Origin of the sequence: Candidatus Pelagibacter sp. HIMB1611, assembly GCF_052047715.1 — a bacterium.
GTDB lineage: Bacteria > Pseudomonadota > Alphaproteobacteria > Pelagibacterales > Pelagibacteraceae > Pelagibacter.
Window position 1 is genome coordinate 60,430 of the sequence record NZ_JBNAJM010000001.1, and the last position, 26,537, is coordinate 86,966.

A 26,537-nucleotide genomic window follows, 5' to 3' on the forward strand; every position below is an offset into this window, starting at 1 on the left:
ATCATGAAATTAACAAAAGAACAATCAGAAGAAATAAAAAACCAGCAATCCCAAAGCAATCAAACTAAAAGAGTTACCGCTCCAGAGCTTGAAAAAATACTCTATGAAGCGCTGCCAGCATTAGATCATGGATTTGTTAGAGTAGTTGATTATATGGGTGATGACACATCTATAGTTCAGTCAGCAAGAGTATCTTATGGAAAAGGGACAAAGCAAGTTTCAACAGACAAAGGTTTAATAAAATACTTGATGAGACATTGGCATAGCACGCCATTTGAAATGTGTGAAATAAAATATCACATTAAACTTCCAATATTTATTGCAAGGCAGTGGATCAGACATAGAACTGCCAACGTAAATGAATACTCTGCAAGATATTCAATTTTAGATAAAGAATTTTATTTACCAACTAAAGAAAATTTAGCAGCGCAATCTACCAGCAACCGACAAGGAAGAGGAGATGTCCTTGAAGGAAAACAAGCAGAAGAAGTTTTAGAACTTTTGAAAAGTGATGCAGAGAGAACTTATGATAATTATGAAACAATGCTTAATGAAAGATATGATGGTTCAACAATTGACGAGAATAAAAAAGGATTAGCAAGAGAACTTGCAAGAATGAACCTAACATTAAATACTTATACCCAGTGGTATTGGAAAACTGATTTATTAAATTTAATGAACTTTTTAAGGTTAAGAGCTGATAGTCACGCTCAGTATGAAATTAGAGTTTATGCAGACATAATGTTAGATACAGTTAAAAAATGGGTACCGATAACTTATGATGCATTTATGGATTACAGAGTAGGAGGAACAGAGGTTTCTGCTAAGGGAAAAGTTATAATTCAAAAACTTATTAAAGGTGAAAATGTAGATGTTGAAAACTCAGGTCTATCTAAAAGAGAATGGAATGAATTGATGGCTGCTTTTGATCTTAAAGATAAGTTGATTTAATCTTCTCAGCAAAATCTAGATATATTTTTGAAATTTGATGGTCTGGGTTTAATTCGACTATTGGTTTTCCTTGGTCACCAGAATTTCCAACATCAGGATTTATTGGTATTTCACCTAAAAAATCTTTTTGAAATTCTTCTGCTGTTTTTTTTACTCCGCCTTCTCCAAAAATTTTGTACCTCTTTCCATCATCTCCAACAAAAAAACTCATGTTATCAACTAAACCTAAAATTTTAACTCCAAGCTTATCAAACATTTTAATACCTCTTTTTACATCCAAAAGAGCAACTTCTTGTGGAGTTGATACTATGATTGCACCATCCATTTTAATTTCTTGTGAAAAAGTTAATTGAGTGTCACCTGTTCCTGGAGGCATATCAACAATTATAAAATCTAAATCTTTCCAATTAACCTTCTGAGTAAAAGTTTTAATTGCACTCGTCACCATTGGACCACGCCAAATCATCGGCGTTTGCTGATCTGCTAAAAATCCAATTGACATACATTGAATGTCATATTTTGTTATGGGATCTAATTTTTGACCGTCACTTTTTGGCTTTTCATTAATATCAAACATTTTTGGAATTGAAGGGCCATAAATATCAGCATCTAACAATCCAACTTTGCATCCAACTTTTTTTAAAGCCAAAGCAAGATTCGTTGCAAATGTAGATTTACCTACACCACCTTTTGCACTTGATATAGCAATAGTAAACTTAGTTCCTAGAATTGGATTTTTTGTAAAAACTCTAGGCTCCACCTTCTTTTTCATTGCGTCACTAAGTTCTGGCTTTTTATCTGACATAAAACTATCCTTACTTGTTTTTTGAGATAAAGACACTATATACTTTGACATATGTCAGATGATTTCAGAGGCAGAGGCGGAAGCCCATGGGGAACACCTCCAGGAGGTGGAAGTGGAGGAAATGGTTCAGGAAGAGGGCCAACACCACCAAACGTAGATGAAATCATTAAAGAGTTTCAAGATAAAATAAGAAAGTTTTTACCTGGTGGAAAATCTTCAGGTGGAAAGTCTATTGGATTAATTTTATTAGTCTTCGCCTTTGTATGGCTTGCAAGTGGACTTTATAGAGTATTACCGGATGAACAAGGAGTTGTTCTAAGATTTGGAAAATTTGTTAAAACTACTCAACCTGGATTGAACTATCATATTCCTTTTCCAGTTGAGACTGTTCAAACTCCAAAAGTAACCAAAGTAAATAGAATTGATATTGGATTTAGGTCTGAAAGAGATAGTGGTTTTTCTACAGGTGGAGGAGTTGCAGATGTTCCTCAAGAAAGTTTAATGCTTACTGGTGATGAAAACATTGTAAACATCGATTTTTCAGTATTTTGGGTTATTAAAGATGCTGGAAATTTTTTATTTAAAATTCAGGATCCTGTAGGAACTGTTAAAGCAGCTGCAGAAACAGCAATGAGAGAAGTAATTGCTAAAAGTGATATTCAACCAATATTAACAGAAGGTAGATCAAGTATTGAGATTGAAACTCAAGAAATTATTCAAAGTATTTTAGATGATTATGAAAGTGGAGTACAAATTACTCAGGTACAAACGCAAAAAGCTGATCCACCAGATCAAGTAATTGACGCTTTTAGAGATGTTCAAGCTGCAAGAGCGGATATGGAAAGATCTAAAAATGAGGCTGAAGCTTATGCAAATGATGTGATTCCAAGAGCAAGAGGGGAAGCGCAAAAAATTTTACAAGCTGCAGAAGCTTATAAAAAAGAAGTTGTTGCTAAGGCAGAAGGTGAAGCTAGTAGATTTTTAGCGATTTACAATGAGTATGCTAAAGCAAAACAAGTTACACAAGAAAGAATGTTTCTTGAGACAATGGAAACAGTTTTAGCAGATATTAATAAAATTATTATTGATAAAGAGTCTGGTTCTGGTGTAGTGCCATATCTACCATTGCCAGAGCTAAAAAAGAAAGAGACAAATTAAATGAAAGCTGGAAAAATAGTAGCTGGAATACTAGTTTTAATTGGTGTTGTAGCATTCCTATCAGTAATTATAGTTAAAGAAGTAAATCAAGCGATAATACTTCAATTTGGTGATCCGAAAAGAATTATAATGAAACCAGGTTTAAACTTTAAAATTCCATTCATTCAAAACGTTGTTTACTTAGATAAAAGAATTTTAAATTTAGATACTCCGCCAGAGGAAGTAATTGCATCTGACCAAAAAAGATTAATTGTTGATGCTTTTGCGAGATTTCAAATAGTGGATCCTTTGAAATTTTATATTTCTGTTGGAGATGAAAGAGTTGCTAGATCAAGATTATCTACAATTATAAACTCAAGAATTAGAAATGTTTTGGGTCAAGAAGAGTTACAAACTTTACTATCACAAGATAGATCAAAACAAATGTCTTTGATTAAGGATGGCGTTAATAATGAAGCTCAAAATTTTGGAATTAATATTGTTGATGTGAGAATAAAAAGAGCCGATCTTCCTACAGCAAACAGTGATGCAATTTATAGAAGAATGCAGACTGAGAGGGAAAGAGAAGCAAAGGAATTTAGAGCAAAAGGTGCTGAGATGGCAGTAACAATTACCTCGACTGCTGACAAAGAAGTAACCGTGATATTAGCAGATGCTCAAAAACAATCAGAAATTATGAAGGGAGAAGGTGACGGTGAAAGAAATAAAATCTTTGCAGATGCTTTCGGACAAGACCCTGAATTCTTTTCTTTCTACAGATCAATGCAATCTTATAGTAAAGCGTTTACTGCAGGTGAAACCTCAATGATCTTGTCTCCAGATAGTGAATTTTTTAAATTTTTTGGAAATACAACTCCCGATATTAAACAATAATTTTTAGATGATTGAGCTAGTCATAGCTTTTGGTCTTTTTTTATTTATAGAGGGAATTTTATATGCCTTATTTCCAGCAAAAATGAAAAGTATGCTTAAAAAACTTGAACTTGTTAAAGATAGTCAACTAAGATCAGGAGGACTTATTTTTGCAGTTATAGGTTTTGTGATTATTTATTTTATTAAAAGTTAATATGAAAAAATTAAAATTTATTGTTTTAACAATTATATTTTCTCTAAGTTTTTCATTACAATCAAACTCTAGGCCTGTTCCAGCATCGTTTGCAGATCTTGCAGAAAAATTAATGCCTTCTGTGGTAAATATTTCCACATCAACTACTGTGGTTACAAATAATAACTCTTTTCCATTTCAATTCCCTCCAGGATCTCCATTTGAAGATATGTTTAAAGAATTTGGAACTCCTCAAGAGAGAAAATCAGCAGCTTTGGGTTCTGGATTTATTATTGATGAGAAGGGAGTAGTGGTTACAAATAATCACGTAATTCAGGATGCTGATGATATTATAGTTAGAGTTAACGGAGACCAAGAATATAAAGCAAAAGTGCTTGGTGCTGATCCTTTAATGGATATAGCAGTGTTACAATTAGATACAGAAGATAAATTTAAACCAGTTGGCTTTGGAGACTCTGATAAAGCAAGAATTGGTGATTGGGTTTTAGCAATTGGAAATCCATTTGGTCTTGGAGGAACAGTAACTGCTGGAATTATTTCAGCAAGGAACAGATCTATTGGGTTATCAAGATATGAAGATTTTATTCAAACAGATGCATCAATAAATTCAGGAAATTCAGGTGGACCTTTATTTGACATGGAAGGAAATGTAATTGGAATTAATACAGCCATCTTAGGAAGAAATGGTTCTATTGGTATAGGATTTTCAATTCCATCCAATAGTGCTCAACAAGTAATTAAACAATTAATTGAGTTTGGTGAAACAAAAAGAGGTTGGCTAGGTGTAAGAATTCAAGATGTAACAAAAGAAATTGCTGAGGTTGAAGAACTAGATAAACCAAGAGGTGCTTTAGTTGCAAGTGTTGCTGAAAATAGTCCTTCTGAAAAAGCAGGAATTCAGGCTGGAGATATTATTTTAGAGTTTAATGGATTTGAGATTAAGCAAATGAAAGAGTTGCCAGCAATTGTTGCAAGAACAGAAGTTGGAAAAAATGTAGATGTAAAAATTTGGAGAAATAAAAAAGAAATAACTAAAAAGGTTTTGTTAGGAAGATTAGAAACTTCTGATGATTTTAAAGTAAGTGAAAATCCAAAAAAAGATGAAAATAATTTAGATGAAATTATTGAGAGTTTAAGAATATCAGTAAGACCTTTAACTAAAGAGGATATAAAAAACCGTAAATTACCAAACCAAACTACAGGATTAGTAATTACCAATATGGCTAATAACAGTCCTTTAGTAAACTCAATTGAGATCAATAGTATTATTATTGAAGCTCAGAAGAAAAAAATTAAATCAGCAGATGATTTAAGAGATATCACTCAGAAAGCAATAAACTCAAATCAAAAAACTATTTTAATTGCAATTTATAACAATCAAAATCAACGAAGATATATTGGTGTTAAATTAGATTAGTAATGGATTTGAAATCCAAGATAATTTTAATTTCAGGACCCACAGCATCTGGAAAATCAAGTTTTGCAATTAAACTTGCAAAAATAATTAAAGGAGAGATTGTTAATGCAGATAGTATGCAAGTTTATAAGCAACTTAAAATCTTGTCTGCAAGACCTAGCCCAAAAAATTATCAATCAATAAAACATCATCTATATGGTTTCCAAGATGCAAAGAAAAGTTTTTCTACCGGTGATTGGCTTAAAATTGCAAATAAAAAAATAATTGAAGTTAAAAATAGAAAAAAAATTCCAATTCTTGTTGGAGGTACTGGACTTTATTTTAAAGCATTAACTGATGGTTTGGTTCAAATTCCTAACATTCCAGTAAAGTTTAGAAATAAAATTAGAAATCTAAACAAAAAAATTGGCCAAAATAAATTTTACAAGCAATTATTAAAACTGGATCCTCTTTCAAAAAATAAAATTAATCCAACGGATACCCAAAGATCAATAAGAGCTTTTGAAGTTAAAAAGTTTACAAAGAAATCTCTTCATGAATGGTTTAAAAATACTAAATCAAACTATTTAGAAGAAGATTTTTTAAAAATTTATATTGATTATCCACGTGATGAGTTGGTTGAAAGAATTCATCAAAGAACCGGAAAAATGATTAAAATGGGTGCCGTGAATGAGGTTAAAAGATTTTTAAAACTAAAAATTAATGAACAAATGACTGCATGTAAAGCAATTGGAATAAATGAAATTCATGAATATTTAGCAAAAGAAAAAAAAATTGATGAAATCAAAGAAAAAATATCAATAAAAACTAGACAATACGCTAAAAGACAAAGCACATGGGCTCGAGGAAACATGAGTGATTGGGTTAAGCTTAAGCCATCTGAGATTAATAATTTTTTAAAAAAAATTTAATTTTTCCATACTTAACCTTGACCAATCAGCACAACTTCAGCTAGATTGCGAAATGCCAAAATTATTAACCGGAGCTGAAATCGTATTTAAGTGTCTTGAAGACCAAAAGGTAAATCATATCTTTGGCTATCCTGGTGGTGCAGTACTGCCAATATATGATGAGTTAAAAAATCATCCATCTATAAAACATATTCTTGTAAGACACGAGCAAGGTGCAGGACATGCAGCCGAAGGTTATGCAAGATCGTCTGGAAAACCTGGTGTTGTTTTAGTTACTTCAGGCCCTGGTGCCACTAACGTTGTTACAGCTTTAACTGATGCATACATGGACTCAGTTCCAATGGTTTGTATTTCGGGTCAAGTTCCAACACACCTTATTGGTACGGATGCATTTCAAGAATGTGACACAACAGGAATTACAAGACCATGCACAAAGCATAACTGGTTAGTAAAAGATATCAACGATCTTTCAGATGTTATGCATGAAGCATTTAAAGTTGCAACAACTGGAAGACCAGGTCCTGTATTAATCGATATTCCAAAAGATATTCAATTTGCAAAAGCAAAATATAAAAAACCAAAAAACGAAAAAAGTTTAAATGGCAAATCTCACAATAAGTTTTCAACTGATGAAATTGACCAATTAATTAATTTAATTAGTAAAGCAAAGAAGCCAATAATTTATAGTGGCGGAGGCGTAATTAATTCAGGACCAAAAGCAAGTGAAGCTCTTAGAAAATTTGTTGAGCTAACAGGATTTCCAATTACTTCAACTTTGCAAGGTCTAGGTGCTTATCCTGGAGACGATAATCAGTTTTTAGGAATGCTAGGAATGCACGGAACGTATGAAGCAAACAATGCAATGCATGACTGTGATTTATTAATAAACATTGGCGCAAGATTTGATGACCGTATTACTGGAAAAATTGATGAGTTCTCTCCTAATTCAAAAAAAGTTCATATTGATATTGATCCATCATCAATTAATAAAATTATTAAAGTAGATCTTGCAATCGTAGGTGATGTAACGAAAGTAATTGATAAAGTAAACAAAACAATTGTTAAAAAGAAAAATGGTAATGGTAAATCAAATAAACCAAATATTGCAAAATGGTGGGAGCAAATTCAAAAATGGAGAAGTAAAGACTCTTTAAATTTTATTAACAGTGAAGATAGCATAAAACCTCAACATGCTGTTCAAAGACTTTATGAGTTAACAAAAAATAAAGATACTTATGTAACAACAGAAGTTGGTCAGCATCAAATGTGGGCTGCTCAACATTATAAATTTAACAAACCCAATAGATGGATGACTTCAGGTGGATTAGGAACTATGGGTTATGGATTACCAGCAGCTGTTGGAGTTCAAGTAGCTCATCCAGAAAAATTAGTTATTGATATTGCAGGAGAAGCATCAGTTTTAATGACAATGCAAGAGATGTCCACAGCTGTTCAATACAATTTGCCAATAAAAATATTTATTTTGAACAACCAGTACATGGGAATGGTAAGACAGTGGCAAGAGCTGCTTCATGAAAAGAATTATTCTGAGAGTTATTCAGAAGCATTACCAGATTTTATGAAAATGGCTGATGCTTATGGCTGTAAAGGAATTAAGGCTGATAATCCATTAGAGCTTGATGAAAAAATTCAAGAAATGGTTGAACATAATGGTCCTGTTATTTTTGATTGTCATGTGGATCCAAATGAAAACTGTTTCCCGATGATACCTTCAGGTAAACCTCATAATCAAATGATACTTGGACCAAACGATCAAGAAGAGAATAAAATAAAAGGAAAAGGCAAAGCCTTAGTTTAATCAAAATGCCAAAATCAAAGTCAGCTTATAGCTCTCCATCTATAAAACAAAAATCAGATACCTATATTTTTGTAGTTTGGGTAGATAATGAAGCGGGTGTTCTTGCAAGAGTGGTTGGCCTGTTTTCTGGCAGAGGTTATAATATTGAGTCTTTGGCAGTAGCAGAAATTGATGCTATCAAAAACATATCCAGAATAACAATTGTAACAACTGGAACACCACAAGTAATTGACCAGATTAGACTGCAATTAACCAAATTAGTTCCTGTACACAAAGTTGCTGAATTTAAGAGAGACGATAAAGACGTGATTTTTAAAGAAATGGCTTTATTTAAAATTGTAGGTAAAAAAAATAAAATTGAAAAATGTTTAAATGCTTGTAAAAAATTTAACCCAATAGTATTGGATGAAACAAAATCATCTGCGGTTATTCAAATAACAGCACTTAGACGAGAGATTGATAAAATGAACAAAAAATTAAAACCCTTGGGACTTATAAGCACTTCAAGAACAGGGGCTGTTGCAATGACAAGAGGTGCAAAAATTTTTAACTAATTAATAGGAGATAAATTATGAAAATGTTTTATGAAAAAGATGCAGATGTAGATTTAATTAAAAATAAAAAAATTGCGATTTTTGGTTATGGGAGCCAAGGTCACGCTCATGCACTTAATCTAAAGGATAGTGGAGTTAAAGAAATTGTTGTTGCGTTAAGAGAAGGTTCATCAAGTGTTGCTAAAGCTGAATCAAAAGGTTTAAAAGTGATGAATTTATCTGATGCAGCTGCTTGGGCAGATGTTGTTATGATATTAACTCCAGATGAATTACAAGCTGAAATTTATAAAAATCATATTGAACAAAGAGTGAGAGAAGGAACAAGTATTGCTTTTGCTCATGGTTTAAATGTTCACTATGACTTAATTAAAGCAAGAAAAGATTTAGATGTATTTATGGTTGCTCCAAAAGGACCTGGTCATTTAGTAAGAAGTGAATATGAAAAAGGTGGTGGAGTTCCATGTTTGTTTGCTGTTCATCAAGATGGATCTGGTAAAGCAAGAGATTTAGCTCTTTCCTATGCTTCAGCAGTAGGTGGAGGAAGATCAGGAATTATTGAAACTACTTTCAAAGACGAAGTTGAAACAGACTTATTTGGTGAGCAAACAGTTTTATGCGGTGGTTTAGTTGAACTAATTAAAAACGGATATGAAACTTTAGTTGAAGCTGGGTATGAACCAGAGATGGCATATTTCGAAACAGTTCATGAAGTTAAATTAATTGTTGATTTGATCTATGAAGGTGGAATTGCAAATATGAATTATTCAATTTCAAATACTGCTGAATATGGTGAGTATCAATCTGGTCCAAGAATTATCAATAAGGAAGAAACAAAGAAAAGAATGAAAGAAGTTTTGGCAGATATTCAATCAGGTAAATTTACCAAAGAGTGGATGGATGAGTGCAAAACTGGTCAAAAAAACTTTTTAGCAACTAGAGCGAAATTGGCTGAACATTCTGTAGAAAAAGTTGGGGCAGAGCTAAGAGCCATGATGCCTTGGATAAGTAAGAAAAAATTAGTTGATAGCGATAAAAGTTAATTATTAATAGAATTTTATATCTGTAATAATCTTTTTTTTTCACTTATAATTTTTTTATAAATTTAAAAAAGAGGTTAATTATGAAGGCTAAAAATTTAGTAAGAATATTACTATCATTAGTTCTAGTTTTTGGATTTTCTTCAGCATGGGCAAAAACTATCAAATGGTCAATGCAAGGAGACAGTCTTACACTAGATCCACACGCACAAAACGAAGGTCCAACTACACAAGTATCTAGACAAGTTTATGAAGCTCTTGTTCAAAGAGCAGTAGATATGAAAATTGAACCAGCGTTAGCAAGAAAATGGACAGCAACAGATCCTAATACTTGGATTTTTAATTTAAGAGAAGATGTAAAATTTTCTGATGGTTCTAAAATGACGTCAGCTGATGTTGTATTTAGTATATTAAGAGCTAAACAAAGAACATCTGATTTCAAAGAATATATCAGTACAATATCTGATGTGACAGCAGTTGGTGAATATGCTGTTAAAATCACAACAAGTAAACCAAACCCTATACTTTTAAATCAATTATCAAACATATTTATAATGTCTAGAGCTTGGTCTGAGAAAAATTTTGCAATGTCTCCACAAAATTGGGATGCAGGACAAGAAACTTTTTCAGCAACTAACGCTTTAGGAACGGGTCCATTTAAAATTACTTTGAGAGAACCGAACACAAAAACAGTGTTTAAAAGAAATAAGCATTGGTGGGGTGATATGGAAGATGATGGCATAAAGCAAATTGAGTTACTTCCAATTAAAAATGCTGCAACAAGAGTAGCTGCCTTACTATCCGGTGAGATTGATTTAGTGACTGATGCACCTGTTCAAGATTTAAAAAGAATTGGTTCTTCTTCAGGACACCAAGTTGTAAGTACACCGCAGATGAGAACAATCTTTTTAGGAATGGATCAAGCAGCAGATAAATTAAGAACTGGAAACACTGGTGATAATCCTTTCAAGAAAAAAGAAGTTAGACAAGCACTTTATCAAGCAATTGACATTGAGGCTATTAAGAAAAAAGTAATGAGAGGTCTAAGTGAGCCAGCTGGAATAATTACATTCCCAGGTGTAAATGGTTACACTGCAGAACTTGATAAAAGATTACCTTATGATGTTGATGCTGCAAAAAAACTTTTAGCTAGCGCAGGTTATCCTAATGGGTTTGATGTCGAACTAAGATGTCCTAACGATAGATATGTAAATGATGAAGCAATTTGTACAGCTGTTGTTGGTATGTTGGGTAAAATTGGAGTTAACGTTAACTTGTTTGCTCAAACAAAAAGTAAACACTTCAAAGAGCTAAAAGATGACCAAGGTGATTTTTATATGCTTGGATGGGGTGTACCAACTTTAGACAGTCATTACGTATTTCATTATTTATATGAAACAGGTGCTAGTTGGAACAAAGTTAACTTCAGTAACCCTGATGTAGATGCTGCAATTAGAGTTATGGAAGGTGAAGTTGATTTAGATAAAAGAAACGCTGCTATTGCAAATGCTTGGAAAATTGTAAAAGATGATATTGCTTATCTTCCTTTACACCACCAAGTAATTTCTTGGGCATCTAAAAGTAACGTGAACGTTCCTATCAGACCTAATAACGAACCATTATTTAGAGCTGCTAGCGTAAATTAAATTAAAATTATTATAAGCCCCTTAAGTTTATAAGGGGCTTATAAATTTAAAATCCTCATAAATTGATAAAGTATTTTTTTAAAAGATTATTTCAATCAGCTTTGGTAATGCTAGTTGTTGCCTTTGTCTCTTTTTCCTTGTTCAATTTTGTTGGAGACCCAATAAACAACATGGTTGGAGAAGAAACTTCAGATGAAGAAAGAGCTGAATTAAGAGAAACATTGGGCTTAATGGACCCAATTCATGTTCAATTTTCAAGATTTGTAATCAATGCGTCTAAAGGAGAGTTTGGTATTTCTTATCAATTAAGAAGACCAGTATCAGAACTGATTGTTGAGAGATTACCAGCTACTATTGAACTTGTTGTAATTTCTGCGTTGATAGCATTAGTGACAGGAACTCTTTTAGGAGTTTATACAGGTATAAATAGAAAGGGTTTTTTAAGTGACTTTGTTTTAGCAATTTCATTGCTTGGAGTGTCTCTCCCCACATTTGTAATTGGGATATTATTTATTTACTTATTTGCTGTAATTCTAGGAGTGCTTCCCTCGTTTGGTAGAGGAGAAGTTGTTGATATAGGATTTTGGACAACAGGTTTTTTAACAGTTTCAGGTCTTAAAGCGATAATTCTTCCATCAGTTACATTAAGTCTTTTTCAAATGACATATATCATCAGGCTAGTAAGAGCTGAAATGATGGAAATTTTACAAACTGATTATATAAAATTTGCTCGAGCACGTGGAATTAGCGAAGATAGTATTAAATATAAACATGCTTTAAAAAATGGTTTGATACCCGTAATAACAATTGCTGGGATTAATATTGGAACTTTAATCGCGTTTTCAATAATAACTGAAACGGTTTTTCAATGGCCTGGAATGGGTTTCTTGTTTATTCAAGCTGTTCAGTTTGTAGATATACCAATTATGTCGGCTTATTTAGTTTTCATTGCATTTGTTTTTGTGATGATAAATTTTATAGTTGATATTCTTTATTATTTTATTGATCCAAGGATTAGAGTTAAAGGAGATGCTGCAAGTGGATAATAATTTAAATTTAACAAGATGGGAAAGAATTAAGGATAGTGATATCTATCATAGCTTTATAAAATCTCCGACAGCAATTATATCTTCAGCAATTTTATTTATTATTTTTTTCTGTTCTTTTTTTATTGAATTTTTAACACCTTACACTCCTTTTGATCCATCATCTTTATCTTTGATGGATGCATTTACACCACCATCTTGGACAGAAGATGGTTTAGCACAATTTATTCTAGGAACAGATGGTCAAGGAAGAGATATGTTATCAACCATTTTATACGGATGTAGAATATCTCTTATTGTTGGTTTTGCTGCAATTATATTTAGTCTAGTTCTTGGTGTTGGTTTAGGATTAACAGCTGGATATTTTGGTGGCAAATATGAAATGGTAGTAATGAGGCTTACAGATGTTCAGTTGACTGTACCAAGTATATTGATGGCACTCTTGGTTGATGGGATAGCAAGAGGATTAATTTCAAGAGAAATGCATGATGAAATGGCGATATATGTTTTAATTTTTGCTATTGGAATTTCTGAATGGCCACAGTTTGCAAGAGTATCTAGGGCAGCAACTTTGGTAGAAAAAAATAAAGATTATGTTTCTGCCTCAACGATAATTGGTGTTTCAAATATAGTAATTATGTTTAAACATATTTTACCAAATATTATGAGACCAGTTTTGGTCATAGGTACAATTGGTCTAGCTCTTGCTATATTGGCAGAGTCGACTTTAAGTTTTTTGGGTGTTGGGGTTCCACCAACAACTCCTTCTTTAGGTACATTAATAAGATTAGGAAATGATTTTTTATTTTCAGGAGAATGGTGGATTACATTTTTTCCAGCAATTTTTTTGGTGATTTTAGCTTTTTCCATTAATTTATTAGGAGATTGGATGAGAGATACTTTAAATCCAAAATTAAAAAAATGAGTTTTTTAAAAATAAATAATTTAAGTGTTGATTATAAAATGCGTAAAGAGACTGTTTACGCAGCCAAAAATGTTAATATAGAGGTAAATAAAGGTGAAATTTTAGGATTGGTTGGAGAGTCTGGTTCTGGAAAAAGCACTGTTGGAAATGCTATAATTAATTTAATTGATGAGCCAGGAAAGGTTTCAAGTGGCTCAGTAATTTTGGGAGACTTAAATATTCATGAAAACTCAGAGAGTATAATTAAATATCGAGGTAATAAAATTGGATTAATATTTCAAGACCCACAAACATCTTTAAATCCAATATTAACAGTTGGTGAACAATTAATTGAAACTATACAAACTCATCTAAATTTAAACAAAGAGGAATCAAAAAGTAAATCCATTAATTTATTAAAAGAAGTTGGTATTAAGGATGCTGAAAAAAGATTTAATGACTATCCTCATCAGTTTTCAGGAGGAATGAGACAAAGAGTGGTTATTTCTTTAGCCTTATGCTGTGAACCAGAATTATTAATAGCTGATGAACCCACTACTGCTTTAGATGTTTCTATTCAATCACAGATTTTAGATTTAATTAAAAAACTTACAAAAGAAAGAAACTTAGCTGTGATTTTAATCACTCATGATATGGGTGTTATTGCTGAAACCGCCAATCGTGTAGCTGTGATGAAAAGTGGAAATTTAGTTGAAATTGGCGAAACAAAAAAAATATTAACAACTCCTCAACAAAGTTATACTAAAAGTCTTGTAAGTTCGGTTCCACCTACCAACAAGAAAATTTCAAGATTTGTAATAGTAGAAAAAGAAAATAAAAATAAAGAAAATAACATCAAAATTTTGAATAGATGGACTAAAAAAGAAATTACCAATCAAGATTTAGTTCAAGTAAAAAATCTAAATAAAAGTTTTGATGATAATTTTTTTACAGAAAATTCTAAAAATTCTGTATTAGCTGTAAATAATGTTTCATTCGAAATAAAAGAAGGTGAGTCATTTGGATTAGTAGGTGAAAGTGGTAGCGGAAAATCAACTATTGCAAAAATGATTGTAAATTTATTTAAACCATCTTCAGGAGACATATTTTTTGACAGCACTTGTATTACAAAGATAAAAAATAGGTCAGAACTAATGAAATTTAGAAAACAAATACAAATGATTTTTCAAGATCCCTATTCATCATTAAATGGTAGATTGAAAGTAAAAGATATTATTGCTGAGCCTATTACGCTTCACAATCCTTCGATATCTAATTCTGATCTAAATAATTATGTCTACGATTTATTAGACTCTGTTGAAATGTCTCAAAAATCAGCAGATAGATATCCACATGAATTTTCTGGTGGTCAAAGACAAAGAATTTCGATTGCGAGGGCTTTAGCAACTCAGCCAAGGCTCTTAGTTTGTGATGAACCCACATCTGCATTAGACGTCAGTATTCAAGCACAAATATTAAATTTGTTAAAAGATCTTCAAGAGCAATTAAATTTGACTATTTTATTTATTAGCCATGACTTACCTGTTGTAAGACAAATGTGCGATAGAATTGGAGTTCTAAAAGATGGCAAGTTATGTGAAGTTTCAAATACTGAGGATTTATTTTTGAATCCTAGCCATGAATACACAAAGGAACTTTTACACTTGATGCCTAAAATTGAGTCTATTTATAATTAATTTTTGTATCACCTAAAATGGACGAAAAAATTTAGCTATTATTACTAATTATTTTGCAATCTCTCTTATAGATTGTATTATAGATTTTCCAAAAATTTTTATTATGAGCGACAAAGATAGAGTCTTTATATTTGATACAACTATGCGTGATGGTGAGCAATCACCTGGCGCTTCTATGAGTTTGGAAGAAAAAATTCAGATTGCTAGAGTATTTGATGAACTGGGAATTGATATTATCGAAGCGGGTTTTCCTATAGCATCACCAGGAGATTTTGAGGCTGTTTCTGAAGTAAGTAAGATTTTAAAAAATTCTATTCCAGCAGGATTATCTAGACATTCAGTAAAGGATATTGATAGAGCTTACGAAGCACTAAAACACGCACCTAGATTCCGAATACATACTTTTATTTCAACAAGTCCTCTACATATGAAACATAAATTAAATATGTCACCAGAAGATGTTTATGAGTCAATTGGTAAACATGTTTCTTATGCAAGAAAATTTACTGATGATGTTGAGTGGTCATGTGAAGATGGCACAAGAACCGATATGGATTATATGTGTAAAACAGTTGAGCTTGCAATAAAAAATGGAGCAACTACAATTAACATCCCTGATACTGTCGGTTATACAATACCATCTGAGTTCACAACAATCATTGAAACACTTTTAAACAAAGTTCCTAATATTGATAAAGCAATTTTATCTACTCATTGCCACAATGATTTAGGTTTAGCAGTAGCTAATTCTTTAGCTGGTGTTCAAGCAGGAGCAAGACAAATTGAATGTACTATAAATGGTTTAGGTGAGAGAGCAGGAAATGCTGCATTAGAAGAAGTTGTTATGGCAATTAAGACAAGACCAGACTTGATGCCTTACGAAACTGGAATTAACACAACTTTATTAAGCAAAGCATCAAAGATAGTTTCAAATGCAACTGGATTTCCAGTCCAATATAATAAAGCAATTGTTGGAAAAAATGCATTTGCCCATGAGGCAGGCATTCATCAAGATGGAATGTTAAAAAATAGACAGACTTATGAAATTATGACCCCAGAGAGTGTTGGAGTTAAACAAACCTCATTAGTAATGGGCAAACATTCTGGACGTCATGCTTTTAAAGACAAATTAAACAGTTTAGGTTATCCAGATTTAACAGACGATGTAGTAGGAAATGCATTTGCTAAGTTTAAGGTTTTGGCAGACAAGAAAAAACATGTTTATGACGAAGATATTATTGCATTAGTTGATGATAGTTTAATTGTTGATAATAAAGTTAGCGCAATTAACTTAAAATCATTAAAAGTGTTTGCTGGTACAGGAGAGCCTCAAAAAGCAGAAATGACTTTAGATGTATATGGAGATGTAAAACAAGCTACAGAAACTGGGGATGGACCAGTTGATGCAATATTTAAATGTATAAAAACTCTTTATCCTCATGATGTAAATTTACAGCTTTATCAAGTGCATGCTGTAACCGAAGGTACCGATGCTCAAGCTACTGTTAGTGTAAAAATTGAGGAAAATGGAAAAACTACTGTAGGTCAAGCAGCAGATACTGATACTTTAGTAGCTTCTGCAAATGCTTACATAAATGCTTTAAATAAAATGATAATTAAACGAGATAAAACAGCTCCAATGGAGCAAGAAAGTCAAAAGGTAAGGGGAATATAATGGGATTATTCGATAGCGTTAAAAAAGTATGGAGCCAAGATATGGCGATTGATCTTGGAACAGCAAATACACTAGTAGTATTAAAAGGAAAAGGTGTTGTTCTTAATGAACCTTCGGTTGTTGCGATTGTTGATCAAGGCGGAAAGAAAAATGTTTTAGCTGTTGGAGATGAAGCCAAAACAATGCTTGGAAGAACACCTGGGAATATTAGTGCTATCAGACCTTTAAGAGATGGTGTTATAGCAGACTTTATAGTTACAGAAGAGATGATCAAACACTTTATAAAAAAAGTTCATAAAGGAAGTACTTTCGCTAATCCTAGAATTTTAATATGTGTACCAACTGGTTCAACTCCAGTTGAAAGAAAAGCAATTCAAGACAGCGCATTAGCTGCGGGAGCAAGAAGAGTTCAATTAATTGAGGAACCAATTGCTGCAGCTATTGGAGCCGGACTTCCAATTTCTGAAGCCACAGGGTCAATGATTGTTGATATAGGTGGTGGTACCAGTGAGATAGCAGTAATGTCCCTAGGTGGATTGGTTTATTCTAAATCTTTGAGAGTTGCGGGTGATGCAATGGATACAGCAATAGTTAATTATATGAGAAAAGAATACAATTTACTTATCGGAGATACTACTGCTGAAAAAATTAAAAAGGAAATGGGTACAGCTGTTCCAACAGGAACTAACACTTACCCAGTAAAAGGTAGAGATTTAAGATCAGGCACTCCTAAAGAAGTAAATATTACCGAGGAAGATACTGCTGAAGCATTAAATGATATATTGAAAGAAATGGTTAGTGCAATAAAAGATGCTTTAGAAAATACTCCTCCCGAATTATCTGCTGATCTAGTAGATATGGGTCTTACTTTAACAGGTGGTGGAGCTTTATTAAAAAATATTGATAAAAGATTCTCAAAGGAAACAGGTTTACCAGTACATGTTGCTGATGATCCATTATCTTGTGTTGCAGTTGGAACTGGTAAGGCTTTGGATCAGGAAGAAACTTTTTCTACTATGTTATCTGAATATTAAAAGATGGTAAAAGGCAGAGACGACTTTGTAATTGCCTTAAGATCAGTTTTTTTAAAAAGGAAAGATCAACAAAAGTTTTCGCTTATAAGCTTAATTATTTTATCTGTTGTTATAATAATTTTAAGTAATTTTAATTTTAAACCAATTCAACTTGTTAAGTTAGGAATTAACGAAGTAATATATAGATCTTCTTATGTTGTATCAGTGCCAGAAAATAAAATTAAAGAGGCAATAGCTAAATTTAAATCACACCTTGATTTTTATAAAAATCATCAAAACCAATTAATTAAAATAGAGAATGCAGATGAGATTAAAGTATTAAATACTATTTTAACTGCTGAAAATAAAAGACTTAGAGAGTTGATTGATGAAAGCATAAATTCAGAAGATATATTTGCAAGAGTTTTAATTGATAGAGAAAGTCCATATTTAAAATCAATAGTCTTAAATAGAGGAACTAAAGACAATGTAAAAATGGGAATGGCAGTAATGGATCGAAATTATTTGGTCGGTCAGATTATTGAGGCAAATTATTCAAATTCAAGAGCTCTACTTCTGTCAGATTTAAATAGCAAAATACCAGTAGTAATTCAGCCCCCATTTCTACAAGCTGTAGCATCTGGAACTGGTAAAGATCATGGAATAATTGAATATACCAAAGATGAGTACATAGAAAATCAGATTGAAAAGGGGGCTGTTGTATACACCTCTGGCCTTGCTGGTATTTTTAAACCAGGTATTCCAGTTGGTAAAATAACAAATAGTTCAGAGCAACTAAGTTTTTTTTCTGATTTCGGACAATTAAGTTTTGTAAAGATTGTAGAATTTGAAATAGGGGAGGGTCAATAATGGCTTCATTGAATAAAAGTACATTTTTTAAATCATTCCTCTCTTATTTGCCGATTATTCTTTTGTTTTTTTCAGTGTTTAATGAATTTGACTTTAATTATTTAAAGTTAGATTATTTTTCATTCAACTTCATTTTCATTTTAATCTTTTTTTGGACTTTAAGAAATCCAGATTACCTAGGATATTTCTCAATTTTCTTAGCAGGAATTATTAACGATGTAGTAATTGGTATTCCAATTGGAATAAGCAGTTTTTGTTATTTACTAATCTGTGCCATTACCTCATATATTAGACAAATTACACTAAGTCCAAAATTTATAAATGATTGGCTTTCATTTATCATTGCTGTTTTGCTTATCAATTCAATTCAAGTAATAATTCTAGACTTAGTATTTTTATATCAGGTAGATTTTATGGACTACTTAATAAACTCTGGTTTTACTTTTCTATTTTACCCATTATTTTTTATTTTATTTAACATTTTAAATAGCAAAATTTCAAATAAACAGAATGATTAGCGGTAATTCAGGTATTAGAAAAACAGACGTAATTAATAGACGGATGTTTATTATTGGTGCTGCAAAAATAATTATTTTTACAGGAATTATAGCTAGACTTTTTTCTCTGCAAGTTAACGAAAATAAAAAATATCTTACTCTTTCAGATAAAAATAGAATTAGAGAGTGGAAGTTGCCACCAATAAGAGGTGATATAGTGGATTACTTTGGCAATGTTATAGCCGGAAATTTAAAAGTATATCAACTTCATATAATTCCAGAACAAGTTGAAAACTTCAATTATTTGTTAACTCGATTAAAAACTCTACTTAACCTGAGTGATAAAAAAATAGAAAAAATTGTAAAATTAAAAAATAAATTAAAACCTTGGGAAAGTATTATTGTTTCTGAAAATTTATCTTGGAGTGATTTTTTAAAAATAAATAATTATTTATATGACTTAGTTGGTGTTAAACCAGTTATGACCATTTCAAGAAACTACCCTTTTAGCGAAACTTATACTCATATTCTAGGATATGTCAGTCAACCTAATGAAGAAGAGATTTTGGCTAATGAAACTGTTCAAGAAAGATTTGTTCCAGGTATGAAAATTGGAAAATTAGGTCTAGAAAAAACTTTAGAAAATTACTTGATTGGCACAAATGCCATCCAAAGGTATGAAGTAAATGCTTATGGAAAAAGGATTAATCAACTTGAGCATCAAAAAGGTAAACAAGGTTTAAGAGTAAGATTAACTGTTGATACGGAGGTTCAGAAAGCTTGTGGAAAACTTTTAAATGACCGAGCTGGATCTATAAGTGTGATGGATATTTATACGGGTGATATCATAGCAATGTACTCTTCTCCTTCTTATGACCCAAACAAATTTTTATTTGGAATAAGTAATGATGATTGGTCATTAATTAGAAATAATCCATTAAAACCACTAGTAAATAAGACACTTGCAGGACTTTATTCTCCAGGATCTACAATAAAACCAATTGTAGCTTTATCTGCTTTAGAAAACAAAATTGTTAGTCCAAGTTTTAAAGTTAAATGCACTGGTAAGATGGAGCTCTATGGACAGACTTTTCACTGTTGGAAAGAAAAAGGTCATGGATTTGTAAGTTTAAAAAATGCAATGAAACAATCATGTGATACTTATTTTTATGAAGTTGCAAGATTACTAGGAGTAGATCGATTAAATATTACAGCTGAAAAATTTGGACTTGGTAAAAAAGTGTTAGGAGATTATTTTGATTTTGAGAAACCAGGTTTGTTTCCAAACACTAAATGGAAAAAAAATAATCTTGGAAAAGGATGGGTACTTGGAGAAACATTAATAACTGGAATAGGTCAAGGTTATACGCAAACAACTCCACTTCAATTATGCCTTATGACAGCTCAGATTGCTAATGGAGGTTACTCTATAAAACCAAGAATAATAGTTGATAATAATACTGTTTCTTTCGAAGAAGCTAAAAATAAATTTGAACAAGAGTCTTTATTTTCTGAAGAAAAAAAATTATTTGAGAATCCCAAAAATATAAAAATTGTCCAAGAGGCCATGTTTAGTTCAACTAATGAATTATACGGAACATCATACAAGTCTAGAATAGACGATCCAAAATATCAATTTGCTGGCAAAACTGGTACTGCGCAGGTTAAGAGAATTAGCATGCGAGAAAGAGAACTTGATCTTAAAATTGAGCAAATTCCTTATAAAGACCGAGATCACGCATTATTTGTTGCTTATGGTCCGTATATTAATCCAAGATACGCATTAAGTATTATAGTTGAGCATGGTGGCTCAGGAAGTAAAACTGCAGCACCAATTGCAAAAGAATTGTTCAAATTAATAATTGATAGAAACGATTTAAGAAATAAACAAAAAAATTTTGAAGAAATAGAAATTTGATGTTTCAACACGATAGATTAAATAACGAACTTACTTTTTGGCAAAAGGTTAAAGAGTTAGATTATATTTTACTGATAAGTATATTTTTACTTTCAATATTAAGTTTATTTGTGATGTATTCAACAGATGGAGGAGAAATTCTATTTCACACAAAAAGTCATTTTAGTAAAATAGTAGTCTTTTTCCCTTTAATGATTTTAATTGCGTTTTTTAATATTAGATGGTGGCACAACTTTTCATACTTGTTTTATATAGCTGTAATTCTTTTACTAATTTATGTTTCTTTTTTTGGAATAAAATCATCAGGCTCAAGAAGATGGATGGATTTATATTTATTTAATTTACAGCCATCCGAGTTAATGAAAATAGCAATTATACTTTGCTTAGCAAAATATTATCACAGGGTTAAAATTGAAAATGTAAACTCAGTTACAAGTATCATGACAGTTATAACTATTATTTTAATACCAATTATTATGGTGCTCTCACAACCAGATTTAGGAACTTCAATTCTCATTGCATCAAGTGGACTAATTGTTTTATGGTTGGGAGGTGTTAAGATAAAATATTTTATTTATTCTTTTATAGTTTTTTTAATATCACTACCTTTTGTAATTTCTTTCTTAAAGCCTTATCAAAAATTGAGAATATTGACTTTTTTAGACCCTGATAGAGATCCATTGGGTGCTGGTTATCAAATAATTCAGTCAAAAATAGCAATAGGTTCTGGTGGCTTAGAGGGCAAAGGTTTTTTAAAAGGTACACAAAGTTATTTGGATTTTTTACCTGAAAAACATACTGATTTTATATTCACTTTATTTTCTGAAGAGTTTGGATTTATAGGATCAATAGGATTATTGGTTTTGTATTCAATTATCATTATCAGAATTTTGAGAATAGGTGCTATCTCAAGAAGTAATTTTTCAAGGTTATTCTGTTTTGGATTTGCTTTTGCAATATTCATTTATATTGTTGTAAATCTTTCGATGGTCTTGGGTTTATTGCCAATTGTCGGTTCTCCATTACCGATAATGTCCTATGGAGGTTCCTCTATGTTAGCAACTATGATCGGGTTTGGTATTGTTCTTAGCGCCAAGATAAATCATAAACAGATGATTGCTTAAAATATTTAATTTAATTAAGCATAATTTGTCACTATGAAACTTTAATTTTTTAATTGTATAACGTTCATATGAATAAGAACATTAAGGTTGGAATAGTTGGTGCAGGTATCCAAGGTGTATCAAATGCATTGTTCCTTCAAAAAAAGGGATTTAATGTAACAATATTTGATAGAGATAATCCAGGAAGCCAAGCAGCTTCTTATGGAAATGCAGGACATTTTTCGCCTTATGCTTCACTTTCTTTAAATAGAACTGATGTCTTAGCGGATGTTCCGGCTATGTTATTAAGTTCAACTGGTCCTCTAGCTTTAAAATGGAATTACGTTCCAAAAATGATTCCATGGTTCATGAAATTTATCATGAACACTACAAAAACTAAGATGATGCATACTGCAAAAAATATGCATCAAATTTTAGATTTAGCTCTACCGGCGTATGATGAATTATTTGATGAAATAGATCTTGAAGGATTAGTGGAAAACAAAGGAATACTTTATATCTGGAATGATCAAGATCTAAAAAGTAGGGAATTAGAAATAAGAGTTAGAGATGAATTGGGAGTAAAGCAGCAACTAGTTAATAAAGCTGAAATTCATGATTTAGAACCCCATATTAAACCTTTCTATCATGCTGGAGTTTACTATCCTTATGCAAGACATGCTCGAAATCCAAAAAGAATCCTTTTAAAATTATTTGATCTATTTTTGCAAAAAGGTGGAAAGTTTAACAAAGTAAATATTAAAGATATAAAATTTGATGATGAAAAACCTATTTTTAAAACTGAAACACAAAGTTATGTTTTTGATAAAGCAGTAATTGCTTGTGGCGCTTTTTCTAAAAAATTGACTGACAATTTAGATGAACAAATTCCTCTAGATACTGAAAGAGGATATCATGTTCATTTCAAAAACTGTGATCATTTATTAAGCCGACCAGTAATATTTTCAAACCGTGGTTTTGGAATTACACCAATGGAACAAGGATTAAGAGTAGTGGGTACAGTTGAATTTGGTGGATTAGAAAATCCTTTGTCAAAATCTAGAGTTAAAAATTTAATTAATAATGCAAAATATATGCTTGGTGATTTACCCGAGCATGAGGATGAGTGGTTAGGATTTAGACCAACTTTACCAGACTTTTTACCTGTCATGGGGCCATCAAAAAATTATAAAAATGTTTATTATTGTTTTGGACATCATCATTTAGGATGGACTTTAGGCCCAATTTCTGGAAAGATTGTTTCAGGAATGATTGCGAACGAAAATACAAACTTAGATTTAAAACCTTACAGTTCGTTAAGATTTAGTTAAGTGGGTCAGAACGCCAAAGCATATTTAATGTTGGTTTGTGCAACATTATTTTGGGCAGGCAATTTTACAATTGCGAAGTTTGCATACTTGCAAAACATACCACCAAATACTCTTTCATTTTTAAGATGGTGTCTTGTATGGATAATTTTATTTCCCTTTACGTATCAGGAAATATTTAAATTAAAGTATAAAATTAAAGAAAATTTATATTTATTTTTTATCCTTGGTTTTACCAGTGTTTGTATATTTACTTCATTTACTTATAATGCTTTAAATCATACCCAAGTAATCAATGCATCTCTTTTTAATACTGCAATACCAGTTACAATAATTTTAGTTTGTTTTTTGTTAAAAATTGAAAAAACAAATATTTTTCAATTATCAGGCCTGTTTATTTCTGTATTAGGTATTTTAGCTATTATCACACGATTGGATCTTAATATTTTGCTTTCTTTAAGTTTTAATAAAGGAGATTTATTTATGATAGGTGCGATAATTGCATGGGGAGTTTATTCAGCATATTTAAGAAAAAGAAATTTTGATGTTTCTCTACTTGCCCTTGTACAAATCATATGCACGTTTGGCCTAATATTTCTTTTGCCTTTATTTTTTATCGATATAATTCAAGATAAAGTTGTAGAGATAAATAGTAACTTTTTTTATATTTTATTTTATATTGCTTTGTTTCCAAGTATTGGCTCTTACTATTGTTGGGCAGGTGCTGTGGCGATTATTGGAGCCAATCGGGCAGGAATTTTTTTATCATTAATTCCTTTATTCAGTACAATTTTTGCAATCATACTTTTTAATGAAAAATTTTTATTTTTTCATTTAATTGGGTCTATTTTAATTATATTAGGTCTATTTTTATCAAACAAAAAAATTAAAAATGCTTAAAGTAGCTATATTAGATGATTACCAAAATGTTGCTCAACAATTTGTTGATTTAGAAAAATTATCTGGAAAATATGAATTTAAAATTTTCAGTGAACCTTTCGTAGATGAGGCAGATGCTATCGATCAATTAGCTGATTTTGAGGCTCTTTTGATAATGAGGGAAAGAACCCCAATTACAAAAAATCTAATTGATAATTTAAGTGATTTAAAATTTGTTATCACGAGTGGATTAAGAAATAGATCTATAGACCTAGAAGCTGCTAAAAAAAGAAAAATTATAGTTTGTGGGACAGATATTAATATCAATCCTACTCCTGAACTAACTTGGGCATTAATTCTTGGCTTAGCTAGAAATTTTAAAGAAGAGTTTGATAATATGTATCAAGGATACTGGCAAACTACTATTGGTGTTGAGCTAAAAGGAAAAATATTAGGATTAATTGGATTGGGAAGAGTAGGAAGTGAAGTTGCAAAAATTGGAAAAGCTTTTGGAATGCAAGTTATGGCTTGGAGTGAAAATTTAAGTTTAGATAAATGCAAAGAGCTAGATGTCTTGCCATGTAGTAAAGATGATTTAATAAAGAATTCAGATGTATTGTCTATTCATGTTCAGGGCGGAGAGAGATATAAAGATTGTATAACATTGAAAGAGTTGGATAATATGAAGAAGACAGCTTTTTTAATTAATACTTCGAGAGGTCCAATAGTTAATGAAGATGATTTGATTATAGCATTATCAACTAATGTAATTGCTGGTGCTGGAATCGATGTTTATGAAAAAGAACCTCTGCCTGAAAATAATAAATTAAGATTTTTACCTAACGCTTTGTTAACTCCGCATATAGGATATGTAACAGCAGAAAATTACAGTATTTTTTACAATCAAATGATCGAGGGATTAGAGGCTTGTGTTAATGGAAAGCCAATCAGAGTTTTAGAGTAACCATGGAGTTACCAGTTGTAAATCACGAAGATTATTTTGCAAAAATTGGAGATGATCATAAATTTCCAATAAATAAATTTAGTGAACTTGCAAATTATTTAATTAAAAAAAATGTAGTCAAAAAGTTTCATAAACCTTATCCATGCTCATCTGAAACATTAAAATTTGCTCATTCTGAAAAATATATAAGAGACATCACAAATAAAACTTTAGACATAGATGGTGTTAAAAAAATAGGTTTTCCTTTGGTAGACAGTGTTGTTAAGAGATCTTTGGTTGCAACAGGGGGGACTGTGTTGGCATCAAAACTTGCTATAAATTATGGAATTTCTTGTAATACTGCTGGAGGGAGCCACCACGCTAATTACAATGGTGGTGCCGGTTACTGTGTATTTAATGATGTAGCAGTTGCAGCTCATTATTTGCTAAACAGGGGCCTAGCAAATAAAATTTTAATTGTAGATCTTGATGTTCATCAAGGAAATGGAAATTCAGATATTTTTAAAGAAAATAGAAATGTTTTTACGTTTAGTATGCATTCAAAAACTAATTATCCTGCAAAAAAATCTATTAGTGATTTAGACGTAGAACTAGAAGATAACACAGAGGATGATACTTACATCAAAACGTTAAAGCACTATTTAACAGAGTTAAATCAAGAAAATTTTGATTTTGTTTTTTATATTGCAGGAGTAGATATTCATTTTAATGATCGATTAGGTAAATTAAAAATTTCCGATCAAGGTGTAAAATTAAGAGATGAGCTAGTAATAGAAAATTTTTATTCAAAAAGAATACCTTTTTGTGGAGTTTTAGGAGGAGGATACAATAAAGATTTTGAAAAATTAGTAGAATTGCACTCTATACTGCATCAAACTTGTGCTAAATATATTTAAATGACAAAAAAAATTAATCCAAACCTGACAGCAGAACAAAAATTAATTTTGTTTGAGGAAGGCACAGAACTTGCTGGATCAAGTGAACTTAATCATGAAAAAAGAGAAGGAAGTTTTCATTGTGCAAATTGTGGTGAGAAGTTATTTGACTCAAATACTAAATATGAAAGTGGATCTGGTTGGCCATCTTTTTATGAATCTTTACCAGATGTTTTTGAAACAAAAACAGATTATCATTTAGGTTATGGAAGAACAGAGTATCATTGTAAAAAATGTGGAGGTCACCATGGACATATATTCGATGATGGTCCAGAGCCAACTGGAAAAAGATATTGCAATAATGGTGTCTGTTTAGTTTTTAAACCAAAAGCTTAAAAATAATT

General features: G+C 31.3%; 25 protein-coding genes. 24 read left to right on the top strand and 1 reads right to left on the bottom strand.

The annotated features are described in order from the left end of the window. The first annotated feature begins 3 nt into the window (after window positions 1–3). Window positions 4–951, top strand: coding sequence for an FAD-dependent thymidylate synthase (gene thyX / locus ACTTAS_RS00355; RefSeq protein ID WP_440677925.1), 948 nt, complete (start codon window positions 4–6; stop codon window positions 949–951). Here thyX and ACTTAS_RS00360 read toward each other — a convergent pair. After that, window positions 932–1,756, bottom strand: coding sequence for an Mrp/NBP35 family ATP-binding protein (locus ACTTAS_RS00360; RefSeq protein ID WP_440677926.1), 825 nt, complete (start codon window positions 1,754–1,756; stop codon window positions 932–934). The genes thyX and ACTTAS_RS00360 overlap by 20 nt on opposite strands. Window positions 1,757–1,807: 51 nt before the next feature. Between ACTTAS_RS00360 and hflK the strand changes: the two genes are divergently transcribed. The 23 genes from hflK (at window position 1,808) to msrB (ending at window position 26,529) form a co-directional block, all read left to right on the top strand. Continuing rightward, a complete protein-coding gene (gene hflK / locus ACTTAS_RS00365; protein WP_440677927.1) occupies window positions 1,808–2,914 on the top strand; it encodes an FtsH protease activity modulator HflK in 1,107 nt (368 codons plus the stop codon). Further along, window positions 2,915–3,787, top strand: coding sequence for a protease modulator HflC (gene hflC / locus ACTTAS_RS00370; protein WP_262590310.1), 873 nt, complete (start codon window positions 2,915–2,917; stop codon window positions 3,785–3,787). A gap of 7 nt (window positions 3,788–3,794) precedes the next feature. After that, window positions 3,795–3,980, top strand: a complete 186-nt coding sequence (locus ACTTAS_RS00375) for a DUF2065 domain-containing protein (protein ID WP_440677928.1) — start codon at window positions 3,795–3,797, stop codon at window positions 3,978–3,980. Between the two features lies 1 nt (window position 3,981). After that, the gene (locus ACTTAS_RS00380) at window positions 3,982–5,397 is read left to right on the top strand and encodes a Do family serine endopeptidase (protein WP_440677929.1); all 1,416 of its coding nucleotides are present in this window, start codon (window positions 3,982–3,984) and stop codon (window positions 5,395–5,397) included. A gap of 2 nt (window positions 5,398–5,399) precedes the next feature. Then, complete coding sequence (gene miaA / locus ACTTAS_RS00385) at window positions 5,400–6,308, top strand: tRNA (adenosine(37)-N6)-dimethylallyltransferase MiaA (protein WP_440677930.1); 909 nt, start codon at window positions 5,400–5,402, stop codon at window positions 6,306–6,308. A 52-nt stretch (window positions 6,309–6,360) separates the two neighbouring features. Continuing rightward, window positions 6,361–8,127, top strand: coding sequence for an acetolactate synthase 3 large subunit (locus ACTTAS_RS00390; RefSeq protein ID WP_440677931.1), 1,767 nt, complete (start codon window positions 6,361–6,363; stop codon window positions 8,125–8,127). 5 nt (window positions 8,128–8,132) lie between these two features. After that, complete coding sequence (gene ilvN, locus ACTTAS_RS00395; RefSeq protein ID WP_440677932.1) at window positions 8,133–8,681, top strand: acetolactate synthase small subunit; 549 nt, start codon at window positions 8,133–8,135, stop codon at window positions 8,679–8,681. Between the two features lie 17 nt (window positions 8,682–8,698). After that, on the top strand, window positions 8,699–9,721 hold the full coding sequence (gene ilvC, locus ACTTAS_RS00400; RefSeq protein WP_075506263.1) for a ketol-acid reductoisomerase: 1,023 nt from the start codon (window positions 8,699–8,701) through the stop codon (window positions 9,719–9,721). An 80-nt stretch (window positions 9,722–9,801) separates the two neighbouring features. Continuing rightward, window positions 9,802–11,364 (top strand): ABC transporter substrate-binding protein, encoded by a 1,563-nt coding sequence (locus tag ACTTAS_RS00405; protein ID WP_440677933.1) that lies wholly within the window; start codon window positions 9,802–9,804, stop codon window positions 11,362–11,364. A 62-nt stretch (window positions 11,365–11,426) separates the two neighbouring features. After that, window positions 11,427–12,410: an ABC transporter permease gene (locus tag ACTTAS_RS00410; RefSeq protein WP_440652176.1), complete on the top strand. Its 984-nt coding sequence runs from the start codon at window positions 11,427–11,429 to the stop codon at window positions 12,408–12,410. Next, window positions 12,403–13,335 (top strand): ABC transporter permease, encoded by a 933-nt coding sequence (locus tag ACTTAS_RS00415; protein ID WP_425321972.1) that lies wholly within the window; start codon window positions 12,403–12,405, stop codon window positions 13,333–13,335. Before ACTTAS_RS00410 ends, ACTTAS_RS00415 begins: the two co-directional genes overlap by 8 nt. After that, window positions 13,332–15,011 (top strand): dipeptide ABC transporter ATP-binding protein, encoded by a 1,680-nt coding sequence (locus ACTTAS_RS00420; protein ID WP_440677934.1) that lies wholly within the window; start codon window positions 13,332–13,334, stop codon window positions 15,009–15,011. The genes ACTTAS_RS00415 and ACTTAS_RS00420 overlap by 4 nt, the downstream gene beginning before the upstream one ends. 103 nt (window positions 15,012–15,114) lie before the next feature. Then, a complete protein-coding gene (locus ACTTAS_RS00425; RefSeq protein WP_440633691.1) occupies window positions 15,115–16,686 on the top strand; it encodes a 2-isopropylmalate synthase in 1,572 nt (523 codons plus the stop codon). Then, window positions 16,686–17,720, top strand: a complete 1,035-nt coding sequence (locus tag ACTTAS_RS00430) for a rod shape-determining protein (protein ID WP_262590321.1) — start codon at window positions 16,686–16,688, stop codon at window positions 17,718–17,720. Before ACTTAS_RS00425 ends, ACTTAS_RS00430 begins: the two co-directional genes overlap by 1 nt. A gap of 3 nt (window positions 17,721–17,723) precedes the next feature. Then, window positions 17,724–18,569 carry a rod shape-determining protein MreC gene (mreC, locus tag ACTTAS_RS00435; protein ID WP_440677935.1) on the top strand — a complete coding sequence of 282 codons (846 nt, stop codon included), beginning with the start codon at window positions 17,724–17,726 and terminating at the stop codon, window positions 18,567–18,569. Continuing rightward, window positions 18,569–19,087, top strand: coding sequence for a rod shape-determining protein MreD (gene mreD / locus ACTTAS_RS00440; RefSeq protein ID WP_440677936.1), 519 nt, complete (start codon window positions 18,569–18,571; stop codon window positions 19,085–19,087). The genes mreC and mreD overlap by 1 nt, the downstream gene beginning before the upstream one ends. Then, entirely contained in the window at window positions 19,080–20,984 is a 1,905-nt protein-coding gene (gene mrdA, locus ACTTAS_RS00445; RefSeq protein ID WP_440677937.1) for a penicillin-binding protein 2, read from the top strand. Before mreD ends, mrdA begins: the two co-directional genes overlap by 8 nt. Further along, window positions 20,984–22,108, top strand: coding sequence for a rod shape-determining protein RodA (gene rodA / locus ACTTAS_RS00450; RefSeq protein WP_440677938.1), 1,125 nt, complete (start codon window positions 20,984–20,986; stop codon window positions 22,106–22,108). The genes mrdA and rodA overlap by 1 nt, the downstream gene beginning before the upstream one ends. 68 nt (window positions 22,109–22,176) lie before the next feature. After that, window positions 22,177–23,418, top strand: coding sequence for an NAD(P)/FAD-dependent oxidoreductase (locus tag ACTTAS_RS00455; protein ID WP_262590326.1), 1,242 nt, complete (start codon window positions 22,177–22,179; stop codon window positions 23,416–23,418). After that, window positions 23,419–24,315: a DMT family transporter gene (locus tag ACTTAS_RS00460; protein WP_440677939.1), complete on the top strand. Its 897-nt coding sequence runs from the start codon at window positions 23,419–23,421 to the stop codon at window positions 24,313–24,315. Further along, entirely contained in the window at window positions 24,308–25,258 is a 951-nt protein-coding gene (locus ACTTAS_RS00465) for a D-2-hydroxyacid dehydrogenase family protein (RefSeq protein ID WP_262590328.1), read from the top strand. Before ACTTAS_RS00460 ends, ACTTAS_RS00465 begins: the two co-directional genes overlap by 8 nt. Before the next feature lie 2 nt (window positions 25,259–25,260). Continuing rightward, window positions 25,261–26,154, top strand: a complete 894-nt coding sequence (locus ACTTAS_RS00470; protein ID WP_440677940.1) for a histone deacetylase family protein — start codon at window positions 25,261–25,263, stop codon at window positions 26,152–26,154. Next, a complete protein-coding gene (gene msrB / locus ACTTAS_RS00475) occupies window positions 26,155–26,529 on the top strand; it encodes a peptide-methionine (R)-S-oxide reductase MsrB (protein WP_075506251.1) in 375 nt (124 codons plus the stop codon). Window positions 26,530–26,537 lie beyond the last annotated feature (8 nt).

Coding starts and splice junctions, on each gene's coding strand:
- ACTTAS_RS00455 (WP_262590326.1), top strand. CDS start 22,177: ATGAATAAGAACATTAAGGTTGGAATAGTTGGTGCAGGTATCCAAGGT.
- ACTTAS_RS00380 (WP_440677929.1), top strand. CDS start 3,982: ATGAAAAAATTAAAATTTATTGTTTTAACAATTATATTTTCTCTAAGT.
- hflC (WP_262590310.1), top strand. CDS start 2,915: ATGAAAGCTGGAAAAATAGTAGCTGGAATACTAGTTTTAATTGGTGTT.
- ACTTAS_RS00470 (WP_440677940.1), top strand. CDS start 25,261: ATGGAGTTACCAGTTGTAAATCACGAAGATTATTTTGCAAAAATTGGA.
- ACTTAS_RS00360 (WP_440677926.1), bottom strand. CDS start 1,756: ATGTCAGATAAAAAGCCAGAACTTAGTGACGCAATGAAAAAGAAGGTG.
- mrdA (WP_440677937.1), top strand. CDS start 19,080: ATGATTAGCGGTAATTCAGGTATTAGAAAAACAGACGTAATTAATAGA.
- hflK (WP_440677927.1), top strand. CDS start 1,808: ATGTCAGATGATTTCAGAGGCAGAGGCGGAAGCCCATGGGGAACACCT.
- ilvN (WP_440677932.1), top strand. CDS start 8,133: ATGCCAAAATCAAAGTCAGCTTATAGCTCTCCATCTATAAAACAAAAA.
- ACTTAS_RS00405 (WP_440677933.1), top strand. CDS start 9,802: ATGAAGGCTAAAAATTTAGTAAGAATATTACTATCATTAGTTCTAGTT.
- ACTTAS_RS00390 (WP_440677931.1), top strand. CDS start 6,361: ATGCCAAAATTATTAACCGGAGCTGAAATCGTATTTAAGTGTCTTGAA.
- mreC (WP_440677935.1), top strand. CDS start 17,724: ATGGTAAAAGGCAGAGACGACTTTGTAATTGCCTTAAGATCAGTTTTT.
- ACTTAS_RS00375 (WP_440677928.1), top strand. CDS start 3,795: ATGATTGAGCTAGTCATAGCTTTTGGTCTTTTTTTATTTATAGAGGGA.
- ACTTAS_RS00420 (WP_440677934.1), top strand. CDS start 13,332: ATGAGTTTTTTAAAAATAAATAATTTAAGTGTTGATTATAAAATGCGT.
- ilvC (WP_075506263.1), top strand. CDS start 8,699: ATGAAAATGTTTTATGAAAAAGATGCAGATGTAGATTTAATTAAAAAT.
- miaA (WP_440677930.1), top strand. CDS start 5,400: ATGGATTTGAAATCCAAGATAATTTTAATTTCAGGACCCACAGCATCT.
- ACTTAS_RS00425 (WP_440633691.1), top strand. CDS start 15,115: ATGAGCGACAAAGATAGAGTCTTTATATTTGATACAACTATGCGTGAT.
- rodA (WP_440677938.1), top strand. CDS start 20,984: ATGTTTCAACACGATAGATTAAATAACGAACTTACTTTTTGGCAAAAG.
- mreD (WP_440677936.1), top strand. CDS start 18,569: ATGGCTTCATTGAATAAAAGTACATTTTTTAAATCATTCCTCTCTTAT.
- ACTTAS_RS00465 (WP_262590328.1), top strand. CDS start 24,308: ATGCTTAAAGTAGCTATATTAGATGATTACCAAAATGTTGCTCAACAA.
- msrB (WP_075506251.1), top strand. CDS start 26,155: ATGACAAAAAAAATTAATCCAAACCTGACAGCAGAACAAAAATTAATT.
- thyX (WP_440677925.1), top strand. CDS start 4: ATGAAATTAACAAAAGAACAATCAGAAGAAATAAAAAACCAGCAATCC.
- ACTTAS_RS00430 (WP_262590321.1), top strand. CDS start 16,686: ATGGGATTATTCGATAGCGTTAAAAAAGTATGGAGCCAAGATATGGCG.